This is a genomic window from Staphylococcus arlettae, assembly GCF_002902345.1.
In the GTDB taxonomy this organism is placed as follows: Bacteria; Bacillota; Bacilli; order Staphylococcales; family Staphylococcaceae; genus Staphylococcus; species Staphylococcus arlettae.
This window is the reverse complement of the sequence record NZ_PPQB01000005.1, coordinates 672941-699074: the sequence shown is the minus strand read 5'-3', so window position 1 is coordinate 699074 and position 26134 is coordinate 672941. Positions and strand designations below refer to the sequence as shown.

The window sequence follows — 26134 nt, the reverse complement described above, 5'->3', positions numbered from 1 at the left end:
CAATTTATGTAGATGATTTTAATTGCATTGAATATACTGATGGGTATGATGCTGAAACGAAATTATTTGAAAATAAAGATTTCGGGGGCTTAGATTTGCTAGACGATGTTACATATACAATTATTGGCAGTAGTATCATAAAAGTTAAAGGAGAACAAATTCTTTATTTACATTTTAAAAAATAAGTATCTCATCTAATCAGGATTGAATAGCGATTGGGAAAAATATTTTGAATAACTACAGAAAAATATAAAGCAAATGAATACTTGATTTTGTTTAACTAATAAATGAGTGTATAAATCAACTATAATTATAATTTCTATCTAATATAGTAGATGTTTTATCCTTAAATCAGTACAACATGAGTTATGTTGTCAATCATTCAACTAATTTTAGAAATAATAAGCGTAAGAGGAATAGTACTAACAAAGCAACTAAGAACGCAATATGTTATATTTTAGCTAATAATCTTTTTTGGATATGCAAATAAATCTTGGCAACAAAATATATTGCCAGGTGTGTTAGTTAATAAAAAGGATGCACAAGAATCACTAAATTGGGTTAAGTTTATTGCCCAAGACGAAAATTGTGTAGAAGCAATAGCAAATCATGATACGAACACAGAACCACATACAATAGTTTTATAATTTTGGAAAGAGTTAATGTAAGGTTTTTTTGTACAACCACCTATTATGATCAATGGGTGGTTGTTTTATGTGCGTCGCTAGTATGAAAGTTTAAATGAATATGACTCGAAAAAATATTTCATAATGTGACTGGGGAAGAGTCCATAAAAGTTGATTATTAGTCACAAGTCGAGTTCCATCATGCTTCCTTCATTTGATTTCATAAATCCCGTTTTTTCATAAAAATATTCTGCAAGTTCCCCACCTGTAATTAGAAAAATTTTATTTATACCATCAACTTTGAGTGAGTTAGAGACAGAGTTCATTAAATTTTTACCTACACCTTTTTGTTGAAATTCAGGTATGACATGGAATTCATCAATACAAAATTGATTCATATTACTGAAATAATAATCTATTCTACCGATACACATAGCGATTATTTTGTTATTGTTTTCAATTACATAACCCTTAGAATTGAAGCCACTCAAAGTGGCTTCAATCCTAAGTAACGCTTCTTCTTCAGTCCATTTATTATACCACGGTGCTCCTTTGTATGCTGAAACTAAATTTTTAGCACAATTAGTATAATCATCGCTTTTAATTTTTCTGAATTTCATATTTATACCCCATTTTGATTGTATAAGAATTTTAGTATCTGTTTTTGTAATTATCGTTTTACAAACGAGTTTCTTCTTGTCTTAATAGTACTATATATATATTGTGTGTCACAATGTGAATATATTTTACTTAAGCAAACGTTTTTATTACTTTATGAACTTACATTTACATTTGACCTGCTAATTATCGTACATTGTTTTTAGATTAAAGCATGCCATTATTTATTTTTCTGCGTTATGTATAGCATAATATCAATTAAAACAAGAGGTAGTGTATGATTAAAACAAAGTTTAAATTGGAAAAAAACAAACGACGTTTTATTCAGCCGATAAAACAATTTATTGATTGGATAGAAGTATATCGAGAATTTAATCAAAATATACATATAATAATTCACGATTATCCCATATTGTCCTACGGTTATGTGAACGATTGCCAAATAGATATGTATCATAAAACAATTTACTATTCCCTATATGATATAGAAAATGATATGAAAAAGAATTATAGTAAGAAATTTAACATAGACATTATAACTAATGTCATGATTGAAGTGTTTGAAGATTTAAGTTTACAGTTAAGTAAATTTTACATTATTAATCAAGAGAACATGACTATACATGACTTCATAGTTAATTATGAGAAGTTTGAAAAGCAAATGTACCATGAACAAAGATGTATGGTTTATCAATTTGCCTGTATGAATACTAAATATAGTAAACATCTAAAAAGTGGTTTAAAGATAACATATGATAATGCTATACCTTATAAATTACAACATGCTATAGAGTTGTTTGAAGGTTTTATAACAGAACATATGAAATTCCCAATTAAAACTAAAGTAAAAATGACTTATGAGAATTTAATTGATTGCGATGGTTATTTTAAGTATCCAAACAATTTATTTAAGTACCCCAAAATTAAAATATCTTTAAATGATTTTGAGTGTATAGAAAATGAGTTAGGTTCATTCGATGCTGTTTTGAATATCTTAAGAATTTTAGCACATGAATTAGGTCATTATCATGCTTTTGTTAATGGGGTTTGGAATTATGATCAACACAAGCGAGAAATCGACGCATACAATTTTGAAAATTTAATAATACAAAAATTTATAGATGAAGTCTATTATAATTACTATTAATAGCAATTAACGTTATTAGAATATAAGTATAATAGATATTTATGTCTTTGAGGGGATTAAAAGTAATGAAATATGTTGTTAGGTAAAGTTGTACCTTTCCTATTGTAAATAGGATTTAATTTCATTTATGAATGCTATAAATGTATTTTTATCTACTTCTAAGCGTATAGACGGACCTGAATCACTTGAACTGTTTGAGTAATTCAATCCAGAATCAAAATTTAAATAAAAGATTATATCAGTTGTAATACTTTCAAAAAAGGTAAAAGATATGTTTAGCTCGTAAAATGCATATTCTATTTTGTCCAACTTGTCAGTGAGGTTATTAATTTGATCAATTTCGGGAGAAAATAACACAAATTCATCATTAATTGTATTATCTTCATAAGTAACTGTTAAAGCAAAAATAATCGTTCTCAAATCATCTTCTACATAAGTATTTTTATGTTTTAAACTTATTGAAATATTACTGCATTTATAATTATTATCCTTAAGAACAATAGTATTTTTAGACATGAATTATCCTTCTTTCTCCACATTTTGTAATTTTCATCTTAGTCACAATATAGTAAAGGGGATAACAATCCCATTATGAATAGGCAACTTGATAAGATTAATAATTAAAAAAACAGCACCAACTCTAAAGAGTAAATGCTGTTTATTCTTAAACTTGAGATTGGCAATAATACTAAATGTTTGTCGATAGGATATATCGACTAAATACAGTGTAGCAAATAAAAGTGAAAAGAGCGTAATAGTCATTACAATAGTAAAAAAAGGGACACTATAAGTAATATGGAGAGTAGTTTGTGTAACAAGATTTAGTCATTTGATTCAGCATCATCCACTGATGAAATGAGCTTTTACTGTTCAATTTAAAAATTTTACTTTTAAATTGAATGCTATTTACGTATTTATAAAGAGAAGCTTATTATATGAATAGTCTTAAAAACTATAATTTAAAAAAAGATACATAAATAACAATGTTTGGACGAAGTATTAACTTTTAATATAGATGGCATAATGAGCTACACACTTGAATAAAATAATTTACGTTTTGTATTTATCATCGTATGACGTGATTTTATAAATACTAAGTAATGTGAGATTAATAAAGAAATAAGCATGTTTAGTAATAATTAGTAAATATGAAGAGGAGTGGTTTTATAGATTACCGTTATAATATACATACTAATTGTATGGAAGTATTTGGAAACAGTGATGAAGTTAAAATTTGTTTCGTCGCTGCGGGTACTATTGCAATTAAAAAGGATATGAATTCAATTCAATATATGCAGGGTGAAATCTTTGTACTTACACCTTATGATCAATTACCACTCATTAAATTTACTGGTGTGTTAATAGAATTAAGTATGAACGTGCTTATTTTCAATAGGTTTGCTTTTTATAACATAGAGCATGAAAAGAGTGTTTACTCAGAAAGACATGATTTTTTGAAGCGGCATTTTTTAGAAGTTATATCACAAATTAAAAAACAACAGTGGTTCGATGCTGATGTTAGTGTTATAAAACTTATAAATTATGTGCGTATGTATAATTATTATAATCCAGACGATATTAAGGTTCTGAGTCCTGTAATCAAACAAGTATTGGATTATATTAACGTTAATTATCAGCAAGGTTTAACACTAAACGATTTAGCACAGCAATTTTATGTAAATCCAAGTTATCTGTCGCGACTATTTTCAAAAGAGATGAATATTACTATGGGAAACTATATCAAGAAATTTAAAATATATAAAATAGCGTTGGAGATGTTAATAACTCAAACTACTGAAGGCTTCTATGAAAAGTACGGATATAAAAATTATTCAACGTATAATAAGAATTTTAAAAGTGTATTTGGTGTGCCACCTGAGCAGTTTTTACAAGATAGGAAAAAGTTGAAGGTAAATGACAATAGGTACAAAAACTTTACTGAATTGAAAAATTTTTGTGATGGTATAGAAACTGCATAAATGAATAGCAAAATAGTTCTAGTGTAAATTACACTTACTAAGAAAATATAAAATCAATATGATAAGTAAAATATGTAATTTGCATAAAAAGTAGCGCGCTTTCTGAACTATCATAGTGAAGTGAAGTATGAAACATTCATGATGATATTTTAATTAACGTAATTTAATTGTATGAAAATTTAGATTTATAACAAAAGCACATGGATTTTTGTTAGTTATAGTAGAAAAATAAATTAACTAAAGTAAATTTATAACCTTTGTACATGCGATTATGTAGCTAATCAACTCCATTTTGTGAATAATGTAATAAAATGTGTATATCTATGTAAGTATATAGTCTTATTATTTATATTACTATTTCTTTTCAATGAAATTAATGATATATTACAAATATGTTACAAGTTATTGTGCAAACTTGTAACTAAAAAGTTCTCTACATCTAGTTATGCTCAAACTAAGATGTAATTTAAATTACTTCATGTTAATGAACAAAGACATTCATTTGTAAAGGCAATCGGTTGCGATTGCCTTATTTTAATAATCTTTATAAAAATTATACATTTTTTAATTGTGCAGTAATCGTATTGTAAATTGAATATGCTATTATCTGTGGAGTAACAATTAAAGTTAGAAAAATAAGCTTGTCTGGAGAGATGACATTGAAGGATAAATTACAAAAAAGTTTAAATAAATATGTTGAAAATGGCAAACTTGAACAAGGTTTGCATAAAGTTAATGACCAAGTAAGAAAAAGAAAAGGTAAGGATTTTTCTAAATATATTGATAAAATAATGAAGAAATTACAACACAAATAATTGTTGCTAAGTATAATTAATGGATTAACGGTAAAGAAAAATTGTGATGGGTTAGGGTATGTACCTTAACCTTAGACTGTCGACAAAGTTTCTGACTTTTGTAGGCAGTTTTTTTATGCACGCTTTCCTCGGGCACTGCCTCAGCCTGTAGTCTTCGGCGGGTGCTATTACCGCAGGAGTCGGCATAAATCACTGCTAATATTACCCAAAATATTATAATATATAAATTAAACAGTAGTGATGTTTATTCTGTTAATTAATTGGTAAAAGATAGCAATATGAAATGATTTTTGATTATGAATTAGTTACTAACAATCATTTGTTGCGCTATGTTGATGCGATATTAGTTTTAAATTTTGCATATAGGCTTGTCGAAGACAATATTATGCTAGGGTATACACCTTAGTCTTTTTCTATATTCGATAAATTGTTAAACTAATCTTATAGGTAGCATAGATTGGAGATTAAGATATGACTAGAAAAACGGTACTTCTAGATTTTGATGACACATTGGTTAATTTTAACGACGCCGAAGAATTTGCTTTTTATGCTTTGGCAGAAAATTATCAATTAACATTAAATGAACAAGATTTAATAACATTCAAAGAGATTAACCAAGCGCATTGGGAAGCATTCCAAAATGAACGTTTAACTAAGGAAGAGGTATTGAGTAAGCGATTTGAAGCTTATTTTGCATTACATAAAATGAATGTCAATGGTGCTCATGCCGATCAAGTTTTTCGAGACGCTTTAGCAAATGCGCCTTTAAGTTATTTTGAACATACTTTAACTACATTACGTCAATTAAGCAAAGTGCATGATTTGTATATTGTTACAAATGGCGTATTAGAAACCCAAGAAAAGCGTATTGCTAAGTCTTTATTTAAAGATTATTTTAAAGGCGTCTTCGTATCAGAACAGACAGGTTTTCAAAAGCCAATGCCCGAATTTTTTGATTACGTTTTTAATACAATTGGCCATGAAAAACGTAAAAATAGTATCATTATAGGAGATTCTTTAACTTCGGATATTCTCGGTGGGAAAAATGCAGCAATTGCAACCTGTTGGTTTAATCCAAGACAGAATACTAATAATACACAAATACATGCTGATTATACTATTCAATCATTTGATGAATTATTAACTATTATATAGAAAAAGGTTGTGTAGCAAAAAGCCACACAACCTTTTATTTTATGGTTCCCATGTTAAAATGTCATGGTTTTCATTATTTTGTTGCTCTAAATCTTTAAAGCCATGTTTAAGGAAAAATTGCTTAGATTGATTACGAGCAATGACTTTTATAGGCAAATCTTGAGATTTTGCGAAGTCTAATAGATCAGTACCATAACCACGATTTTGGAAGTCTTTTAATACTTCTAATTTCCAAATTACTAAATAATCATCGAAGTTAGGGAAGTGTTCTTCTTCAACTTCTCCTTTTCTATATAAAGCCATCCTTGCACCGAGTCTATCACCGACGTAAACGCCGTAAAATGGAGAGTCGGAACTAGCGTCAATCATTTCTCCACGAAGCTCATCTACAAGATATAAATCTTTATTTCCGAAGTTTCTAAAATCTTCGAATAGTTCATCAGTTTTATAGTTAATATCAAGACGCTTTACTTCAGACATAGCATCTTCCCCCTTTTTAGTATTAACTTTATTATACCTATTTCTATTATATTAGTACAATAAACAATGTTCTAAACGTATATAAATCATTTTGTTTCCGATAGTTTAAAACTGTGGCAGAGATATTATTACAATAATGGATGTATTAGGTTATAGAAAAAATTTAAAATTTGTAAGCCGTTAAATTGTCATTGAAGAATATAAACTTTATACTTATTAGGAATAGAGTAACATAAGGAGAATTACGAATGGATTGTATGACAACGAAATTAAATGATAAAGATCAATTTATAGAAAAAATTAAAAATAGTGATTCTACATTAGCAGCTTTTTATAATTATGATGCTATGAATGAACAAAATTATAAGTTGAAACTAGATCAAGCTACAAATGGTCGAGAAAAAGCTGTAGCTGCAGTTATCAGTAACTACATGGAAGATTTATCACTTAGTGAAGCTCAAGAAAATAATATTGCTCAGTTACAACAGGGGGCTAAAGTTATAATAGGAGGCCAACAAGCGGGTTTGTTTGGAGGTCCGTTATATACATTTCATAAAATTTTTTCTATTATCTCATTAAGTAATTCGCTTTCTTCCAAATATAATCAACAAGTTATCCCAGTGTTCTGGATCGCTGGTGAAGATCATGACTTTGAAGAAGTAAATCATACATTTACGTATAATAATAAGGAAGCGAAATTATATAAAACTAAATATCATACAATGGAGCCTCCTGAAACAAGCGTCTCTAATTATTATCCAAACAAATTGCAATTGAAAGATGCATTGAAGCAATTTTTAAAACAACAGCCGGAAACAAATCATACAAAAGAATTAATAGAATTGTGCCACTCAATAATAGAGCGTTATGACAGCTGGACTGATATATTTAAAGCTTTATTACATGAAGTGTTTAAAGCTTATGGATTATTGTTAATTGACGCGCATAATCCTGACTTGCGTCAAATAGAAAAACCATTTATCCAAACAATTATTGAGCAACATGAAACTATTGATCATGCATTTAGAGCCACACAGGGGCAAACAATGGCAGCTGGACTAAATCAAATGATTCAAACGAATACAAATGTACATTTATTTTTAGAAGAAGATAATATGCGCCAATTAATTTCTTATGAAAATGGTGAATTTGTATTAACTAAGTCTGACAAACGTTACTCAAAACATGAGCTCTTACAGCTTGCGGAACAAGAGCCAGAAAGGTTCTCAAATAATGTTGTGACTAGACCGCTAATGGAAGAATGGCTATTTAATACAGTTGCTTTTATAGGAGGGCCAAGTGAAATTAAATATTGGGCAGAGTTACACGGCGTGTTTAACACGTTATCTGTAGATATGCCGATAGTTTTACCTCGTTTAAGAATCAGCTATATTAATGAAAGAATTGAAAAAGTAATCAATAAATATCAACTATCAGTAGATGACATTTTAACAAATGGTGTCCATAATGCTAAAGCATCTTTTATTCGTGAACACGCATCTCAAACTGTAATTGATCAAATTGAAGAAATGAAACAACAACAACAATCATTTTATGAAACAATAAAATCTGAAGTGGCAGGTAATAATGATAATGAGCAATTAGTTGCAAAAAACAATGATATCCATTTAACACAGTATGATTATTTGCTCAAACGTTATTTATTAAACATAGAACGTGAAAATGCAATTAGTATGAAACACTTTAATGAAATAAATGAATCTCTCCACCCAATGGATGGATTACAAGAAAGAATTTGGAATCCACTACAAATAATGAACGAATATGGGATAGATGTGTTCAGTCCCTCCACTTATCCACCACTTCGTTACACTTTTGATCATATTATCTTAAAACCTTGATAACATAAGGATTTAGCCCGATTTATCGTATTGATAAATCGGGCTTTTTTTGTTTGTATAAACAAAATTTTGGTGAAATTTGTATAATTAGTGGAGGATAGTGGGGAGATGTGGTAAATTATATATATGGGAAGGTGAGGTGAGTATAAATGTTCATGGGTGAATACGAACACCAATTAGATACAAAAGGACGTATGATTGTTCCATCTAAATTTCGATATGACCTAAATGAACGTTTTATTATCACCAGAGGCCTTGATAAATGCCTGTTTGGTTACACTTTAGAAGAGTGGCAAGTTATTGAAGAGAAGATGAAATCTTTACCAATGACAAAAAAAGACGCACGTAAATTTATGCGTATGTTCTTTTCAGGTGCTACTGAAGTTGAGTTGGACAAGCAGGGACGTATTAATATCCCACAAAATCTAAGACAATACGCAAATTTAACTAAAGAATGTACAGTGATCGGTGTATCTAACCGCATTGAAATTTGGGATAGAGATACTTGGAATAACTTCTATGACGAGTCAGAAGATAGTTTCGAGGAGATTGCTGAAGATTTAATAGATTTTGATTTTTAAATGGAGGAATTGAATTGTTTCATCATATCAGCGTAATGCTAAAAGAAACCATTGATTATTTGAATATTAAAGAAGATGGTGTGTATGTCGACTGTACGCTTGGTGGAGCAGGTCATGCCCAATATTTACTGAATCAATTAAGTGATAATGGACATTTGATTGCAATAGATCAAGATACTACAGCCATTGAAAATGCGAAAAATGTATTGAAAGAACATTTACACAAAGTGACATTTGTTCATAGTAACTTCCGTGAATTATCTGAAATTTTAAATGAATTAAATATTGAAAAAGTTGATGGCATTTATTATGACTTGGGTGTATCTAGTCCACAATTAGATGTACCTGAAAGAGGTTTTAGTTATCATCATGATGCAAAACTTGATATGCGTATGGATCAGACACAGGAGTTATCAGCGTACGAAGTTGTTAATGAATGGAAGTTTGAAGAGTTAGTAAGAATTTTTCATCGTTATGGCGAAGAAAAATTTGCAAAACAAATCGCCCGACGCATAGAACAAAACAGAGAACTTAAACCTATTGAGACAACGTTAGAATTAGTCGAAAGTATCAAGGAAGGTATTCCAGCAAAAGCACGACGCAAAGGTGGACATCCAGCAAAACGAATTTTTCAAGCTATTAGGATCGCAGTTAATGATGAATTAGCAGCATTTGAAGATTCTTTAGAACAAGCTATTAATTATGTAGAAGTAAACGGTAGAATTTCAGTTATTACCTTCCATTCATTAGAAGATCGTTTGTGTAAACAAATGTTCCAAGAATATGAAAAAGGACCTGAAGTTCCAAGGGGATTACCAGTTATACCTGAAGCATACACGCCTAAATTAAAACGTGTTAACCGTAAGCCCATTACTGCTACTGATGAAGATACAGATAGTAATAATAGAGCGCGTAGTGCCAAGTTACGTGTTGCAGAAATTTTAAAATAAGGAGTGAACCTTGAGTGGCTGTAGAAAAAATTTACGAACCATATAATGAAGCAGAACAACATTCTCCTGAGAGACAACCCTCGACAAAACCACAAACCAAAACGGTAAAGAAGAAAGTTGTAGTACAATTAACGAAGTTTGAAAAAATGTTATACATAGGATTAATAACAATTATTGCTTTGATAAGTATATATATGCTATCTTTAAAAATGGATGCGTATGATACTCGAGGTAAAATTGCAGATTTAGATACAAAAATTGAAAAACAAGCAAGTGAGAACAGCGCAATTGAATCTGAAATTAAAAAGAACTCTTCTTATGAACGCATTTACGACAAGGCTAAAGATGAAGGAATGAGCCTGAAGAACGACAATGTAAAGGTAGTGCGTAATAATGGCGAAGCGAAAAATTAAATTAAAAAAACCCAGAATACCTAAGATACCAATAAAACAAAATAAAATAGGGGCAGTCCTACTCATCCTTGGATTCGGGCTGCTCTTTTTTATGTTAATCTTAAGGTATTCTTATATCATGCTAACCGGACACTCATCTGGTGAGGACTTAATTTTAAAAGCCAACGAAAAATATTTAGTAAACACGCAACAGCAACCCGAAAGAGGTAAAATATATGATCGTAATGGTAAAATTTTAGCTGAAGACGTGGAACGTTACAAATTAGTAGCGGTAGTTGATAAAAAGGCAAGTGAAGGTAGTGACAAGCCTAAACACGTTGTAGATAAAAAGAAAACAGCTAAAAAATTATCAGAAGTGATAGATATATCTGCAAAAGATATCGAAAAAAGACTACAGCAAAAAGGTAGTTTCCAAGTTGAATTTGGACAAAAAGGAACAGATTTAACATATCAAGAAAAAGAAAAAATTGAAAAGATGAATTTGCCAGGTATTACATTGTATCCGGAAACTGAACGCTTTTATCCTAATGGTAACTTCGCATCACATCTTCTTGGCATTGCTCAAAAAGATCCAGATTCAGGAGAGCTAAAAGGTGCGATGGGTGTAGAAAAAATCTTTGATAGTTATTTATCAGGACAAAAAGGTTCATTGTCATATATTCATGATATTTGGGGTTACTTAGCTCCTAATACTAAGAAAGAAAAAATGCCGAAGCGTGGCGATGATGTGCATTTAACCATTGATTCTAATATTCAAGTCTTTGTAGAAGAAGCACTTGATAAAATGGTTGACCATTATGAACCAAAAGATTTATTTGCGGTAGTTATGGATGCTGATACAGGTGAAATCTTAGCATTTAGTCAACGACCAACATTTAATCCTGAAACAGGTAAAAACTTTGGTGAGAAATGGGCAAATGATTTGTATCAAAACACTTATGAACCTGGTTCTACCTTTAAATCATTTGGTTTAGCAGCGGCTATCCAGGAAGGTAAATTCGATCCTAATAAAAAATATGAATCTGGACATAGAGATATAATGGGCTCAAGAATCTCTGACTGGAATAAAGTTGGTTGGGGCGAGATACCAATGTCTCTAGGATTTACTTATTCATCTAATACATTAATGATGCATTTACAAGATTTAGTTGGTGCAGATAAAATGAAATCGTGGTATGAAAAATTTGGATTTGGTGAAAGTACAAACGGTATGTTTGATGGTGAATCGACAGGTGGAATTGCGTGGGAAAATGAAGCGCAACAAAAAACGTCAGCCTTTGGACAATCTACAACTGTAACACCAGTACAAATGTTACAAGCGCAATCTGCTTTTACAAATAAAGGAGAAATGCTGAAACCATGGTTCGTTGATTCGGTAACAAATCCAGTTACAAAAGATACTTACTATAAAGGTAAAAAGCAAACAGCTGGTAAACCAATTACTGAAAAAACAGCAAAACAAGTTCGTAAAGAACTAGATAAAGTTGTTAATAGTGAAAAAAGTAATGCCAAAAATTATCGAATTGATGACTATGAGGTAGCAGGTAAGACAGGTACTGCTCAAGTAGCCGATTCAGATAATGGCGGTTATGTCGAAGGTGAAAATCCTTATTTTGTAAGCTTTATCGGAGATGCGCCGAAAGATGATCCTGAGGTAATTGTTTACGCAGGTATGAGCTTAGCGCAAAAAAATGATCAAGAAGCATATGAAATGGGAGTTAGCAAAGCATTTAACCCAATTATGGAAAACACATTGAAATATTTAAATGTTGATGACAAGAAGACAAAAGACATGTCAGACGTTAAATATAGTAAAGTACCTAATGTCTCAGGAAAAACAGTTCAAAAAGCAGAAGATAGTCTTAATGCTAAGTCATTGAAACCTATCGTTATCGGAGATGGAGAAAAGGTTGAAAAACAATCTGTATCTGCTGATAAAGAAGTCTTGCCTAATAGTAAAGTATTACTATTAACAAACGGCAACATTACGATGCCAGATATGAAAGGTTGGACTAAAGAAGATGTCATTGCTTTTGAACGTTTAGCAAATGTAAAAATAGAAACTAAAGGCAGTGGCTTTGTTAACGAACAATCTGTATCAGAAGGTCAGCAACTTAAGAAAAATGATAAAATTGAAGTGAAATTCGAAGCAGAAAACGTAGATAGTGAAGCAAAATAAATAAAGCGAATTAACACACAGCTTTAAATAAATGAGGTGTAAATAAGAGGTCAAGACAAAGTTTGGTAAGTTTAATATTAGGTGCTTTTTATCCTAATATGTACCTTTGTCTAGCCTCTTTCCTCATGTTATATTGTTTTAGGTGTTAATGAGATATATTACAATTCCATAATATATAAAAAGGAGAATAAGATGGTTTATTTACTCGCAATAATTGCATTTTTAATTACATTTATATTAGTACCAGTTTTAATACCTACCTTAAAAAGGATGAAGTTTGGTCAAAGTATTAGAGAAGAAGGCCCTCAAAGTCACATGAAAAAAACTGGAACACCAACAATGGGTGGCTTAACATTCCTAATTAGTATTATCGTAACTTCTATATTGGCGATTATATTCATGGATAATTCTAATCCGGTCATTTTATTATTATTTGTCACAATTGGTTTTGGATTGATTGGATTTATCGATGATTATATCATTGTTGTTAAAAAGAATAATCAAGGCTTATCGAGTAAACAGAAATTTTTAGCACAGATTGCTATTGCGATTATCTTTTTCATATTAAGCCAAGTATTCCAATTAACTAGTTTTTCTACAGGCATCCATATTCCATTTACAGGCATTGAAGTTCCATTATCACTTGCTTACGTAGTTTTTATTGTCTTTTGGCAAGTTGGTTTTTCAAATGCGGTTAACTTAACAGATGGATTAGATGGATTAGCAACAGGTTTATCAATTATTGGATTTGTAATGTTTGCAATTATGGCGTATTTCCAAGGTGCAAACTCAATTGGGCTATTTTGTATAATTATGATTTTTGCACTACTTGGTTTCTTGCCATTTAACATGAACCCTGCGAAAGTCTTTATGGGCGATACTGGTAGTTTAGCCCTTGGTGGTATTTTCGCTACGATTTCAATTGTATTAAATCAAGAATTATCATTACTATTGATTGGATTTGTATTTGTTGCTGAAACATTGTCAGTAATGATTCAAGTAACATCTTTCAAATTGACAGGCAAACGAATTTTCAAAATGTCACCATTACATCACCATTTTGAATTGGTGGGTTGGAATGAAAAGAAAGTTGTAACAGTATTTTGGACAGTTGGTTTAATCACAGGTTTAATCGGATTATGGATGGGAGTGCACTAAAATGCTAAAATATACAGGTTTAGAAGATAAAGATGTCTTAGTCATTGGTTTAGCAAAAAGTGGTTACGAAGCAGCAAAGTTGCTTAATAAATTGGGTGCACGTGTAGTAGTTAATGACGGCAAAGATTTGACACAAGACTCTCACGCCAAAGATTTAGAAAATATAGGGATTAAGGTAGTTGGTGGAGAACATCCATTAACATTGTTAGATAATGACCCTATCATCGTTAAAAACCCTGGCATACCTTATACTGCACCTATTTTAGAAGCAGCAGTTGCTAAAGGATTAACGATCTTAACAGAAGTTGAATTAAGTTACTTGGTTTCTGAGGCTCCTATTATTGGTGTTACAGGCACAAATGGTAAGACTACTGTGACATCGTTAATAGGTGATATGTTTCAAAAAAGTAGGTTAGTTGGTAGAATTTCTGGGAATATAGGATATGTTGCCTCAAAAGTGGCACAAGAGGTAACTGCACAGGATTATTTAGTTACAGAGCTTTCATCTTTCCAATTGCTAGGAACAGAGCAATATAAGCCTCATATCGCTATAATTACTAATATTTATTCGGCACATCTAGATTATCACGAAACATTAGAAAATTATCAAAATGCCAAAAAACAAATATATAAAAATCAAGATGAAAATGATTACTTAATTTGTAATTATCAACAACGCCATTTGATAGAATCAGAAAATGTTAAAGCACGTACATTCTACTTTTCAACGCAACAAGAAGTTGAAGGTATTTACATCAAAGATGGTTATATCGTGTTCAAAGGATTTAGAATTATCCATACGGATGACTTAGTGTTACCAGGAGAGCACAATTTAGAAAATATTTTAGCAGCTGTACTTGCTGCATTATTGGCTGGTGTACCTGTAAATGCGATTATTGATAGTTTAACAACATTCTCTGGCATTGAGCATAGATTACAATATATTGGCTCAAATAAAACCAACAAGTATTATAATGACTCAAAAGCAACAAATACATTAGCAACTCAATTTGCGCTCAATTCTTTTAAACAACCAATTATTTGGCTATGTGGAGGACTTGACAGAGGCAATGGTTTTGACGAACTTATCCCATATATGAATAATGTTCGCGTAATGGCTACATTTGGTGAAACGCAAGATAAATTTGTGAAACTCGGAGAAAGCCAAGGTAAATATGTAGTGAAAGCTATAGATGTTGAAGACGCAGTCAACAAAATTCAAGATATTATTGAACCTAATGATGTAGTCTTGTTATCACCAGCTTGTGCAAGTTGGGATCAGTATAATACGTTCGAAGAGCGTGGCAACAAATTCATCAATAGTTTCAAAGCACAATTACCGTCTTTTTAAAGGATGTGACGAATATTGGCTGATAAAGTAAAGAAGTTTGACTCAGAATACTTAAAAGAAAAGCGCGAACGACGTCGAAAACAACAAAAACAAATACAATATGTTATATTTGGGATACTGTTGTTTATAATAATAATCATTTTACTTTATATGTTTACACCACTGAGCAAGATTAATAATGTCAAAGTGGTGGGGAATGATAACGTATCGAAAAGTAAGATTGATAAAATGGTCAATGTCACTTCAAAGTCAAGGATGTACACTTTTAGTACGAAAGATGCAGAAAATAAATTAAAACAACATAAGTTAATTAAAGATGCTAAAGTAACAAAACATTTTCCTAACTCAATGACGATTAAGGTGACTGAATATCAAGTAGTGGGGTTGGTTAAAAAGAAAGATAAATATGTACCTATTTTAGAAGATGGTAAAGAACTAAAAAATTACAGTGGCACAAGTACGGATGACGGACCTATATTAGAAGGTTTTGAGAAAGATAAAAAAGAGAAAATTATCAAGGCTTTAGCAGAAATGCCATCTAAAGTTAGAGCGATGATTTCAGAAATCAAATATGATCCTAAATCTAATTTGAAGAATCAAATAAAGTTATTTACTACGGATGATATTCAAATTATAGGAAATATTAATACAATAGATAATAAAATGAAATATTACCCTCAGATGTCACAATCACTTGAACGTGATGACTCTGGTAATTTGAAAAAGTCTGGATATATTGATTTGTCTGTAGGTGCTTCATTTATACCATATTCACAATCTGATGATTCTGAGTCAGAAAGTGATAAGGATTTAGAAGAAGGTACCGCAAAAGAAGATAAAGCAAAAGACGAATTACAAAGTGCGTTAAATGACATAAATAAGAATTCAGACTAAACTAATTAAAAATTTTGACAAATACATGTGTTTATAGTTCACAAGCTACGCAACGTATTGTAAACTAAACATAGTGTAAAATAGAAAGTAACTGTCAGGAGGTGCCTATCTATGGAGGAACATTATTATGTAAGTATAGATATAGGTTCATCAAGCGTAAAAACAATTGTAGGCGAAAAATTTCACAATGGTATTAATGTGATAGGTACAGGACAAACCTACACAAGCGGTATTAAGAATGGCTTAATTGATGATTTTGACATCGCTAAGCAAGCGATTAAAGATACAATAAAAAAAGCCTCAATTGCTTCTGGTGTAGATATTAAAGAAGTATTTCTAAAATTACCGATTGTCGGTACTGAAGTTTATGATGAAGCTAATGAAATTGAATTTTATGAAGATACTGAATTAACAGGAGAGCACATTGAGTCTGTATTAGAAGGCATTAGAGAAAAAAATGATGTCCCTGAGACAGAAGTGATTACCGCTTTTCCAATTAAATTTGTTGTAGATGGTGATAATGAAGTTTCTGACCCTAAGGAATTAATTGCAAGACATTCACTTAAAGTCGAAGCTGGCGTAATCGCAATCCAACAATCAATTTTAATTAATATGATTAAATGCGTAGAGTCATGTGGAGTCGATGTATTAGATGTTTATTCTGATGCTTATAATTACGGCTCTGTATTATCAGCAACTGAAAAAGAGCTTGGCGCGTGTATAATTGATGTCGGTGAGGATATTACACAGATTGCCTTTTATGAGCGCGGCGAACTTGTTGATGCTGACTCTGTTCAAATGGCAGGAAGAGACATCACAGAAGATATTGCGGAAGCATTTAATACAACTCATGAAACAGCTGAAAAAATCAAACATCAATACGGACATGCTTTTTTTGACTCAGCTTCAGATCAAGATGTATTTAGTGTTGACCAAATCGATAGTGAAGAAGACGTCCAATATACACAAAAAGATTTAGCTGATGTTATCGAAGCACGTATGGAAGATATCTTCTTTAGTGTATTTGATGTTTTACAAGAATTAGGATTAACAAATGTAAATGGTGGTTTCATTGTCACTGGTGGTTCTGCAAACTTACTCGGCGTCAAAGAATTACTACAAGACATGGTAAGTGAAAAAGTTAGAATTCATACACCATCACAAATGGGAATCAGAAAACCTGAATTTTCTTCAGCAATTTCAACTATTTCTAGTAGCATTACTTTCGACGAATTATTAGATTATGTTACAATTAGTAATCATGATAGTGAAGATTTCGAAGAAGAAGTAATCGAGTCTGATAATAGAGAAAGTGCTTCCAAATCAAATGGTTTTGATTGGTTTAAGAAAAAATCAAACAAGCAAGATGATGAACCATCATATGTATCTGATGAACCAGGTACAACGACAACATCAGAATCGTCACATAGTACAACTGAAAATGACGATACATACGAATACGAAAACAAAAATCATGAGCCTGAACAAAAAGAAGAAGGTAAATTTAAAAAATTGATGAAATCTCTATTCGATTAATTGGCCATTAAAACTAGGAGGAAATATAAATGTTAGAATTTGAACAAGGATTTAATCATTTAGCGACAATAAAAGTCATCGGTGTAGGGGGCGGCGGTAATAACGCTGTAAACCGTATGATTGACCATGGAATGAATAACGTTGAATTTATTTCAATTAACACAGACGGACAAGCATTAAACTTATCAAAAGCAGAATCTAAGATTCAAATTGGTGAAAAGTTAACTCGTGGTTTAGGCGCTGGTGCTAACCCTGAAATTGGTAAAAAAGCTGCTGAAGAATCACGCGAACAAATTGAAGACGCGATTCAAGGTGCTGACATGGTATTCGTTACTGCTGGTATGGGTGGCGGTACAGGTACTGGTGCTGCTCCAGTTGTAGCTAAAATTGCTAAAGAAATGGGATCGTTAACAGTAGGTGTTGTAACTCGTCCATTCGGTTTCGAAGGACGTAAACGTCAAACACAAGCTGCAGCAGGCGTTGAATCTATGAAAGCTGCTGTCGATACATTAATCGTAATTCCAAACGACCGTTTATTAGACATCGTTGATAAATCAACACCAATGATGGAAGCCTTTAAAGAAGCAGATAACGTACTACGACAAGGTGTTCAAGGTATTTCTGATCTAATCGCTGTATCAGGTGAAGTAAACCTTGACTTTGCAGACGTTAAAACAATCATGTCTAACCAAGGTTCAGCATTAATGGGTATTGGTGTTTCTTCTGGCGAAAATCGCGCAGTTGAAGCAGCTAAAAAAGCTATTTCTTCACCATTACTTGAAACTTCAATTGTAGGCGCTCAAGGTGTGTTAATGAATATTACTGGTGGCGAATCACTATCATTATTCGAAGCACAAGAAGCAGCTGATATTGTACAAGATGCAGCGGATGAAGATGTGAATATGATTTTCGGTACAGTTATTAATCCTGAATTACAAGATGAAATTGTAGTTACTGTTATTGCTACTGGTTTCGAAGACAAACCATCAGTTCAAGCACGTAAAGCTTCTAATACTGGATTTGGTTCAAGTGCTACTAGCTCAGCAAAAGATGATTCATTTGCTTCTAACTCAGCTCAATCATCACAATCAACACAATCTTCTGAGTCATCAAGTGAAGGTAGAAGTCATACAACAAAAGAAGATGACATCCCAAGCTTCATCAGAAATAGAGAAGAAAGACGTTCTAGAAGAACAAGAAGATAATTAAAGTTATTACTGTGATTATCTGTTAATAATGGTAGGGAATTAGAATCAACTTAACCATTTTATAATGTCATCAGATCCAGAGATCTGGTGACATTTTTCATATAGTTAGACAACTGAATACTATGTATTTAATAAAACATAATGATTAATCATTTGGAGGACTGAAACATGACGGAAAAATTTGAAAAGTATAATCATGTTTTATTGTATAAATCGCAAAATATCGACAATATCACTCTTGGTATTACCACTAGAGAACAAGGAATCAGTCCATACCCTCAAAATGCCTTTAATATGGCCAGATATATTGATGATGATCAAAATAATGTGACGCAACATCAACGACAATTAGCAGAAATTATCAACTATCCACGTGAACAATGGGTCTTTCCAATTCAAACACATGAAAATCGTGTCGCACATATTACACAGTCACAGCGCGGTACTAATATTGATGAATTAACAGATGCATTACATGGTATTGATGCTATGTATTCATATGATTCGGATGTCTTACTGACGATGTGTTATGCTGATTGTGTACCTATTTACTTTTATAGTGCAAAAAACAACTTTATTGCGTTAGCGCATGCTGGTTGGAGAGGTACAGTGAGCGAAATCGTTATTGAAGTAATTAAAAAGATTGATTTTGATTTACAAGAATTATCGATAGTCATTGGGCCTGCTACCTCAAATTCATATGAAATTAATGAAGATATTAAATCAAAATTTGATACTTTAGCTATCCCAAGTGAAGATTATATCGAGTTTAGAGCTGAAGATCGATATGGTATCGATTTGAAACAAGCGAACAAATTATTATTAATGCATGCTGGCGTCCCAGAAGCTAATATTTATATTACTAATTATGCAACTTCTGAAGACTTATCATTGTTTTTCTCGTATAGAGTTGAACAAGGAAAAACTGGTCGGATGTTAGCATTTATTGGACAGTAAATTAAGAGGTGTAATACAGTGAATGTACAACAAAATTATGACAAAATAAAAACTGAATTAGATACATCAATAAAGAAAGCAGGAATTTCCACACAACCTAACGTGATTGCTGTTACAAAATATGTTACAATAGACCGTGCTAATGAAGCTTACGATGCAGGCTTAAGACACTTTGGAGAAAACCGTGTTGAAGGTTTTCTAGCGAAACAAAATGCTTTACCTGACGACGCAGTATTTCATTTTATTGGTACACTTCAAACACGAAAAGTAAAAGAAGTTATTAATCAAGTGGATTATTTTCATGCGTTAGATCGTTTGAAATTAGCTAAAGAAATTCAAAAACGAGCAGAGCATAAAGTAAAATGTTTTGTTCAAGTTAATGTCTCCGAGGAAGAATCTAAACAAGGCATAACTATCAATGAAATTAATGATTTTATCGAGGCTATTAAAGAATATGACAATATAGAAGTTGTTGGTTTAATGACAATGGCACCTCTAACAGGTGATGTTGACTACATTAGACAGTTATTTAACACATTAAAAGAGAAACAATCAGAAATTCAAGCGCTCAATTTATCATATGCGCCCTGTACAGAATTATCAATGGGAATGAGTAATGACTATCAACTTGCAGCAGAAGCAGGTGCGTCATTTGTGCGAATTGGGACTAAACTTGTAGGAAAAGAGGAGTGAGCCCGATGGCTTTAAAGGACTTATTTAACGGATTTTTCGTAGTTGAAGAAGAGGATGAAGAATTAGAGGCGCCACCAGTAGAAGAAAACGAGAATCAACGACAACAAAAGCAAGCACAGGCTCAGACTAACTTTAATGAACAAGCACAACAACCTAAATATGACAATACAGAAAGCGCACGTGCAATTCAATCAGTGCCTAAAAAACAATCTTCAAGACAGCAAAATGGGTCAAATGAACGTAAATATCAAGTGAACCACAATTCACCGAAAAACAATACAAGGAATGTTGTTAATATGAATCAAGACCAAGGTAATCACAATTATTTACAAGAAAGTTCAAAAATGTGTTTATTTGAGCCACGTGTTTTTTCAGACACTCAAGATATAGCTGATGAACTTAAAAATCGCCGAGCTACTCTTGTGAATTTACAACGTATTGATAAGGTGTCTGCAAAACGTATCATCGATTTCTTAAGTGGTACGGTATATGCAATTGGTGGAGACATTCAACGTGTCGGCTCAGACATCTTTTTATGTACACCAGATAATGTAGAAGTAGCTGGTAGTATTACGGACCATATTGAAAATATGGAACAAGGTGAATAGAGGTTAGAAAATTATGGATATTGGACTTTTAGCTACTATTTTTAATTTTATATTAATCGTAGTACAAATATATTATTACGGAATGATTGTCTATTTCTTTATGTCATGGATTCCTAATGCTAGAGAAAATAAATTTGGCCAATTTTTATCAAAAATATACGAACCATTTTTAGAGCCTTTTAGGAAAATCATCCCACCAATCGGTTTTATTGATATTTCATCAATTGTAGCTATTATAGCACTTGTACTATTTCAAAGAGGTTTAGCCAATATATTTAACTTAATCATTAGTAATTTGGCTTAACGTTCAAACGAAGTACATATTAGATATTTAGTAATGTTAAAGCACCTGTCGTTTAAGACGTTAGGTGCTTTATATCGTTGTTAGGGGTGAACTAAAATAGATATTTATCAACATTTTCGACAAGAGGAACGGGCAATTATCGATATGTTACTCGATAAATGCCAACAAGCAAACGAACAATATGCGCCTGTATTAACACATTTCTTAGATCCGAGAGGGCAGTATATTTTAAAAGTCATCGTGGGAAGCTTTGAAGATTTAGATGTTCATTTTTATGGTGGCAATCAAGCAGAAAGACAACGTGCCATTATTGCACCTACTTATTTTGAACCTAATGCAGACGATTTTGATATTGTGCTAATCGAGATTGACTACCCGCAAAAGTTTGTAACGTTACAACATCAACACATCTTAGGCACTATAATGTCATTGGGAATAGAACGTGAACAATTAGGTGATATCATTGTCAATGAGCGTATACAGTTTGTTTTGACAAAACAACTAGAATCTTATATTATATTAGAACTTACGCGTATCAAAGGTGCTACAGTAAAACTTAATACTATTCCACTGACAAATATGATACAATCTAATGAGCAATGGAAATATTTTGAAACAACGGTGAGTGGTTTACGATTGGATGTCGTACTTAAAGAAATGATTCGTAAATCTAGAACTATAGCCAAACAACTTATTGATAAGAAGAGAGTCAAAGTGAATCATACTATAATTGATGCTAGTGATTTTCAATTAGCACAAGAAGATTTACTATCAATTCAAGGATATGGCAGAGCGGTCGTTGTCGAAATCGGCGGCAAAACAAAAAAAGATAAAGTACGCATCAGTTACAAAACTCTTTTTAAATAATGTATAATAAAAGTGTCTTAAAAACACAATAAAATATTGAAAGAAATGGTAGACACATATTTTTGAATTAACTAAAATAGTGTAGTATAGAAGGAGGATATCCCATGCCTTTTACACCAAATGAAATTAAAAATAAAACATTTACACGTGTGAAAAATGGTTTAGAACCTACTGAAGTTGAAAGTTATTTAGAACAATTAAGTAATGAAATAGAACGATTAAAAGAAGATAAACAACAATTAGAAAAAGTCATCGATGATAAAGAAACTAATATTAATTCTTATAAAGAAGTACATCAATCTGTAAGTGACGCTTTAGTGCAAGCACAACATGCTGGTGAAGAAACAAAAGCAGCAGCTACGAAAGAAGCAGAAGCAACAATATCAAAAGCACAAGGACAAGCAAATCAAATTGTTAATGATGCTATTGAAAAGGCACGTCGTTTGTCATTCCAAACAGAAGATATGAAGAGACAATCTAAAATATTTAGATCTCGTTTCCGTATGCTAGTTGAAGCGCAATTGGATTTATTAAAAAATGAAGATTGGGACTATTTATTAAACTACGATTTGGATTCAGAACAAGTTACAGAAGAAAATATTAACCATTTGCATGATAATGATTTAACAGAAGCTGAAAAAGCTCAAAAAGCGGCACAAGATAATAATAATCAATCATCAGATAGTGAATCTAAATAATTACAAATACTATATAGACGCGTAAATAACCATACGTATATCACAGCGAATTAGGGATAGTGTGAGCCTAATATATACCGGTTGTTTATATCACTATATGGCACAGTTTCATAATTATAACGAGAGAACTCTAAGTTGAGTTAATCAGGGTGGTAACGCGGTTAAATCGTCCCTGTTAATTGAACTTAGAGTTCTTTTTTAGTTCTAAAATTTAAAGTGAATATGAGGAGTGAAGAAAATGGATTATAAAGAAACATTATTGATGCCTAAAACGGCTTTTCCAATGCGTGGCGGTTTGCCGAATAAAGAGCCGAAAATTCAAGAGCAATGGGATCAACAAAATATATACCAAAAAGCATTACAACAAAATGAAGGAAATCCTTCATATATTCTACATGATGGACCACCGTACGCTAATGGTAGCTTGCATATGGGCCATGCATTAAATAAAATTTTAAAGGATATCATTACTAGATATAAAACAATGCAAGGTTTCTATACACCATATGTGCCAGGATGGGATACTCATGGTTTACCTATTGAACAAGCACTTGCGAAAAAAGGTGTTAAACGTAAAGAAATGTCTATTTCTGACTTCAGAAAAAAATGTGAAGCATTCGCATTAGAACAAATTGAATTACAGAAAAAAGACTTTAAACGTCTTGGTGTTAAAGGTGACTTTAATAATCCATATATTACTTTAAAACCAGAATATGAAGCTGCTCAGTTACGTTTATTCGGTGAAATGGCAGATAAAGGACTAATTTATAAAGGTAAAAAACCTGTTTATTGGTCACCTTCAAGTGAGTCATCATTAGCAGAAGCCGAAATTGAATATCATGATAAACGTTCAGCTTCTATATATGTAGCGTTTGATGTGAAAGGTGGTAAAGGCATTGTAGATAATGATGCAAAATTTATTATTTGGACAACTACACCATGGACATTGCCTTCAAATGTTGCAATTACAGTGCATCCTGATTTAACTTATGCTCAATATAAAGTTAATGGTGAGAAGTACATTGTTGGGAAAGATTTAATCTCAGACGTTGTGAACCAACTTGAGTGGGATGAAAATGAGATTGAGTTAGAAAAAGAGTTTAGAGGTTCTGAATTAGAATATGTTGAAGCACAACATCCATTTATGGATCGCACTTCTGTAGTAATTAATGGTACGCATGTTACAACAGATGCTGGTACAGGATGTGTTCATACAGCACCTGGTCACGGTGAAGATGACTATATTGTCGGACAAAAATATAATCTACCTGTTATTAGCCCAGTTAATGATAAAGGTGTTTTCACTGAAGAAGCTGGACAATTTGAAGGCTTATTTTATGATAAAGCTAACAAAGAAATTACAGATCTATTGAAAGAGAAGCATGCATTATTAAAATTAGAATTTATCACTCATAGTTATCCACATGACTGGCGTACGAAGAAACCAGTTATTTTCCGTGCTACGCCTCAGTGGTTTGCATCTATTGATAAAGTGCGCTCAGACATTTTGGCAGCTGTTGAAGATACACACTTCAAAGTTGATTGGGGTAAAACAAGAATTTACAATATGATTCGTGATCGTGGTGAATGGGTAATCTCACGTCAACGTGTTTGGGGTGTACCATTACCTGTATTTTATGCAGAAAATGGCGAACCTGTAATCACAACACAGACAGTTAATCATGTGGCTGATTTAGTAGAACAATATGGTTCAAATGTATGGTTTGAGCGTGAAGCTAAAGATTTACTTCCAGAAGGTTTTACACATGAAGGTAGCCCTAATGGCACATTTACTAAAGAAACGGATATTATGGATGTGTGGTTTGATTCTGGTTCTTCACATCGTGGCGTATTAGAAGCTAGACCAGAACTATCATTCCCGGCAGATTTATATCTTGAAGGTAGTGACCAATATCGTGGTTGGTTTAATTCATCAATCACTACAGCAGTTGCTACAAGAGCACAATCACCATACAAAATGTTGCTATCCCATGGATTCGTTATGGATGGTGAAGGTAAAAAAATGAGTAAATCATTAGGAAATACGATAGTGCCAGATCAAATTGTAAAACAAAAAGGCGCGGATATTGCTCGTTTATGGGTAAGTAGTGTTGATTACTTGGCAGACGTTCGTATTTCTGATGAAATTTTAAAACAAACTTCTGACGTTTATCGTAAAATTAGAAATACGCTAAGATTTATGTTAGGTAATGTGAATGATTTTAATCCTGAAACGGATGCATTACCAGAAACAGAATTATTAGAAATTGATCAGTATTTACTCAACCGTTTACGTGAATTTACAGCTAGTACAATTGAGCATTATGACAACTTTGATTATCTAGATATCTATCAAGAAGTACAAAACTTTATCAACGTTGAACTAAGTAACTTCTATTTAGATTATGGTAAAGATATTTTATATATTGAAGCTCAAGATGCACATAAACGTCGTAGTATGCAAACAGTGCTATATCAAATTATTGTCGACATGACGAAATTGTTAGCACCAATTTTAGCGCATACAGCTGAAGAAGTATGGTCACATATTCCTCACGTTAAAGAAGAAAGCGTACATTTAACGCGTATGCCTGAAGTAGTAGAAGTAAACCAGGAAATATTAGAAAAATGGAATACTTTTATGAAATTACGCGATGATGTGAACCGTGCGTTAGAAGTGGCACGAAATGACAAAGTTATTGGTAAATCGTTAGAGGCTAAAGTTATTATTGGTAATAATGCCCAATTTGATGTGACTTCATTCCTAAATCAATTTACGGATCTTGAACAATTGTTTATTACTTCTCAAGCAGAAGTAGTAGACCAAGTTGACAACGGTACATCATACCCTTACGGTGATATTCGCATCGAACATGCTGAAGGTGAAAAATGTGAACGTTGTTGGAATTATAGTACAGAATTAGGTAACGTAGGAGAATTAGAAAATCTCTGTCCACGTTGTCAAGAAGTTGTGAAAACTTTAATTTAAAACTGTACAAACTAAAAATGAATGACTGATAAATAGCTTATGTAACATATATAACGACGAAAGTGA

At 32.0% G+C, this 26134-nt stretch carries 25 protein-coding genes; 22 read left to right on the top strand and 3 right to left on the bottom strand.

Annotation, left to right across the window (positions count from 1 at the left end; genetic code table 11):
• Positions 1-185 (top strand): hypothetical protein (locus tag CD036_RS13115; RefSeq protein ID WP_180992448.1); only part of this gene is annotated, 185 nt, incomplete at its 5' end.
• Between the two features lie 623 nt (positions 186-808).
• Here the strand turns inward: CD036_RS13115 and CD036_RS03445 are convergent.
• Positions 809-1246 (bottom strand): GNAT family N-acetyltransferase, encoded by a 438-nt coding sequence (locus CD036_RS03445; protein WP_021458938.1) that lies wholly within the window; start codon positions 1244-1246, stop codon positions 809-811.
• A 275-nt stretch (positions 1247-1521) separates the two neighbouring features.
• Here CD036_RS03445 and CD036_RS03440 point away from each other — a divergent pair, with 275 nt between their 5' ends.
• Positions 1522-2391, top strand: a complete 870-nt coding sequence (locus tag CD036_RS03440) for a hypothetical protein (protein ID WP_103387971.1) — start codon at positions 1522-1524, stop codon at positions 2389-2391.
• Between the two features lie 99 nt (positions 2392-2490).
• On the opposite strand, the gene CD036_RS03435 is transcribed toward CD036_RS03440, so the two are convergent.
• A complete protein-coding gene (locus CD036_RS03435; RefSeq protein ID WP_103387970.1) occupies positions 2491-2907 on the bottom strand; it encodes a hypothetical protein in 417 nt (138 codons plus the stop codon).
• Positions 2908-3590: 683 nt separating this feature from the next.
• Between CD036_RS03435 and CD036_RS03430 the strand changes: the two genes are divergently transcribed.
• The 3 genes from CD036_RS03430 to CD036_RS03425 all read left to right on the top strand — a co-directional run bounded on the left by CD036_RS03430 (position 3591) and on the right by CD036_RS03425 (position 6340).
• Positions 3591-4370, top strand: a complete 780-nt coding sequence (locus tag CD036_RS03430; protein ID WP_172606418.1) for a helix-turn-helix transcriptional regulator — start codon at positions 3591-3593, stop codon at positions 4368-4370.
• Between the two features lie 659 nt (positions 4371-5029).
• A complete protein-coding gene (locus CD036_RS13110) occupies positions 5030-5185 on the top strand; it encodes a hypothetical protein (protein WP_021458935.1) in 156 nt (51 codons plus the stop codon).
• Between the two features lie 471 nt (positions 5186-5656).
• Positions 5657-6340, top strand: coding sequence for a YjjG family noncanonical pyrimidine nucleotidase (locus CD036_RS03425; RefSeq protein ID WP_002510902.1), 684 nt, complete (start codon positions 5657-5659; stop codon positions 6338-6340).
• 39 nt (positions 6341-6379) lie between these two features.
• Here the strand turns inward: CD036_RS03425 and CD036_RS03420 are convergent, their stop codons facing one another.
• Positions 6380-6820, bottom strand: coding sequence for an N-acetyltransferase (locus CD036_RS03420; protein ID WP_021458934.1), 441 nt, complete (start codon positions 6818-6820; stop codon positions 6380-6382).
• Positions 6821-7068: 248 nt separating this feature from the next.
• Between CD036_RS03420 and bshC the strand changes: the two genes are divergently transcribed.
• The 17 genes from bshC (at position 7069) to ileS (ending at position 26068) form a co-directional block, all read left to right on the top strand.
• Entirely contained in the window at positions 7069-8682 is a 1614-nt protein-coding gene (gene bshC / locus CD036_RS03415) for a bacillithiol biosynthesis cysteine-adding enzyme BshC (protein ID WP_021458933.1), read from the top strand.
• A gap of 149 nt (positions 8683-8831) precedes the next feature.
• Entirely contained in the window at positions 8832-9263 is a 432-nt protein-coding gene (gene mraZ, locus CD036_RS03410) for a division/cell wall cluster transcriptional repressor MraZ (protein WP_002510905.1), read from the top strand.
• A 14-nt stretch (positions 9264-9277) separates the two neighbouring features.
• Entirely contained in the window at positions 9278-10213 is a 936-nt protein-coding gene (rsmH, locus tag CD036_RS03405; protein WP_021458932.1) for a 16S rRNA (cytosine(1402)-N(4))-methyltransferase RsmH, read from the top strand.
• Positions 10214-10227: 14 nt separating this feature from the next.
• The gene (gene ftsL / locus CD036_RS03400; protein ID WP_021458931.1) at positions 10228-10626 is read left to right on the top strand and encodes a cell division protein FtsL; all 399 of its coding nucleotides are present in this window, start codon (positions 10228-10230) and stop codon (positions 10624-10626) included.
• The gene (locus CD036_RS03395) at positions 10607-12805 is read left to right on the top strand and encodes a penicillin-binding protein (protein WP_052032782.1); all 2199 of its coding nucleotides are present in this window, start codon (positions 10607-10609) and stop codon (positions 12803-12805) included. Before ftsL ends, CD036_RS03395 begins: the two co-directional genes overlap by 20 nt.
• A 192-nt stretch (positions 12806-12997) precedes the next feature.
• Positions 12998-13963 carry a phospho-N-acetylmuramoyl-pentapeptide-transferase gene (mraY, locus tag CD036_RS03390; RefSeq protein WP_002510909.1) on the top strand — a complete coding sequence of 322 codons (966 nt, stop codon included), beginning with the start codon at positions 12998-13000 and terminating at the stop codon, positions 13961-13963.
• Position 13964: 1 nt separating this feature from the next.
• Positions 13965-15314: a UDP-N-acetylmuramoyl-L-alanine--D-glutamate ligase gene (murD, locus tag CD036_RS03385; RefSeq protein ID WP_021458929.1), complete on the top strand. Its 1350-nt coding sequence runs from the start codon at positions 13965-13967 to the stop codon at positions 15312-15314.
• A 15-nt stretch (positions 15315-15329) separates the two neighbouring features.
• Complete coding sequence (locus CD036_RS03380) at positions 15330-16208, top strand: cell division protein FtsQ/DivIB (RefSeq protein WP_103387968.1); 879 nt, start codon at positions 15330-15332, stop codon at positions 16206-16208.
• A gap of 111 nt (positions 16209-16319) precedes the next feature.
• Positions 16320-17744 (top strand): cell division protein FtsA, encoded by a 1425-nt coding sequence (gene ftsA, locus CD036_RS03375; protein ID WP_103387967.1) that lies wholly within the window; start codon positions 16320-16322, stop codon positions 17742-17744.
• A 29-nt stretch (positions 17745-17773) separates the two neighbouring features.
• Complete coding sequence (gene ftsZ, locus CD036_RS03370; protein WP_002510912.1) at positions 17774-18949, top strand: cell division protein FtsZ; 1176 nt, start codon at positions 17774-17776, stop codon at positions 18947-18949.
• A gap of 171 nt (positions 18950-19120) precedes the next feature.
• Positions 19121-19909: a peptidoglycan editing factor PgeF gene (pgeF, locus tag CD036_RS03365; RefSeq protein ID WP_002510913.1), complete on the top strand. Its 789-nt coding sequence runs from the start codon at positions 19121-19123 to the stop codon at positions 19907-19909.
• 18 nt (positions 19910-19927) lie between these two features.
• Positions 19928-20602 carry a YggS family pyridoxal phosphate-dependent enzyme gene (locus tag CD036_RS03360; protein ID WP_103387966.1) on the top strand — a complete coding sequence of 225 codons (675 nt, stop codon included), beginning with the start codon at positions 19928-19930 and terminating at the stop codon, positions 20600-20602.
• Positions 20603-20607: 5 nt separating this feature from the next.
• The gene (locus tag CD036_RS03355; RefSeq protein ID WP_021458925.1) at positions 20608-21210 is read left to right on the top strand and encodes a cell division protein SepF; all 603 of its coding nucleotides are present in this window, start codon (positions 20608-20610) and stop codon (positions 21208-21210) included.
• 13 nt (positions 21211-21223) lie between these two features.
• On the top strand, positions 21224-21514 hold the full coding sequence (locus tag CD036_RS03350; protein WP_002510916.1) for a YggT family protein: 291 nt from the start codon (positions 21224-21226) through the stop codon (positions 21512-21514).
• Between the two features lie 96 nt (positions 21515-21610).
• Entirely contained in the window at positions 21611-22381 is a 771-nt protein-coding gene (locus CD036_RS03345) for a YlmH family RNA-binding protein (RefSeq protein ID WP_031266517.1), read from the top strand.
• 104 nt (positions 22382-22485) lie between these two features.
• Complete coding sequence (locus CD036_RS03340; RefSeq protein ID WP_002510918.1) at positions 22486-23079, top strand: DivIVA domain-containing protein; 594 nt, start codon at positions 22486-22488, stop codon at positions 23077-23079.
• A gap of 238 nt (positions 23080-23317) precedes the next feature.
• Complete coding sequence (gene ileS / locus CD036_RS03335; protein WP_103387965.1) at positions 23318-26068, top strand: isoleucine--tRNA ligase; 2751 nt, start codon at positions 23318-23320, stop codon at positions 26066-26068.
• Positions 26069-26134 lie beyond the last annotated feature (66 nt).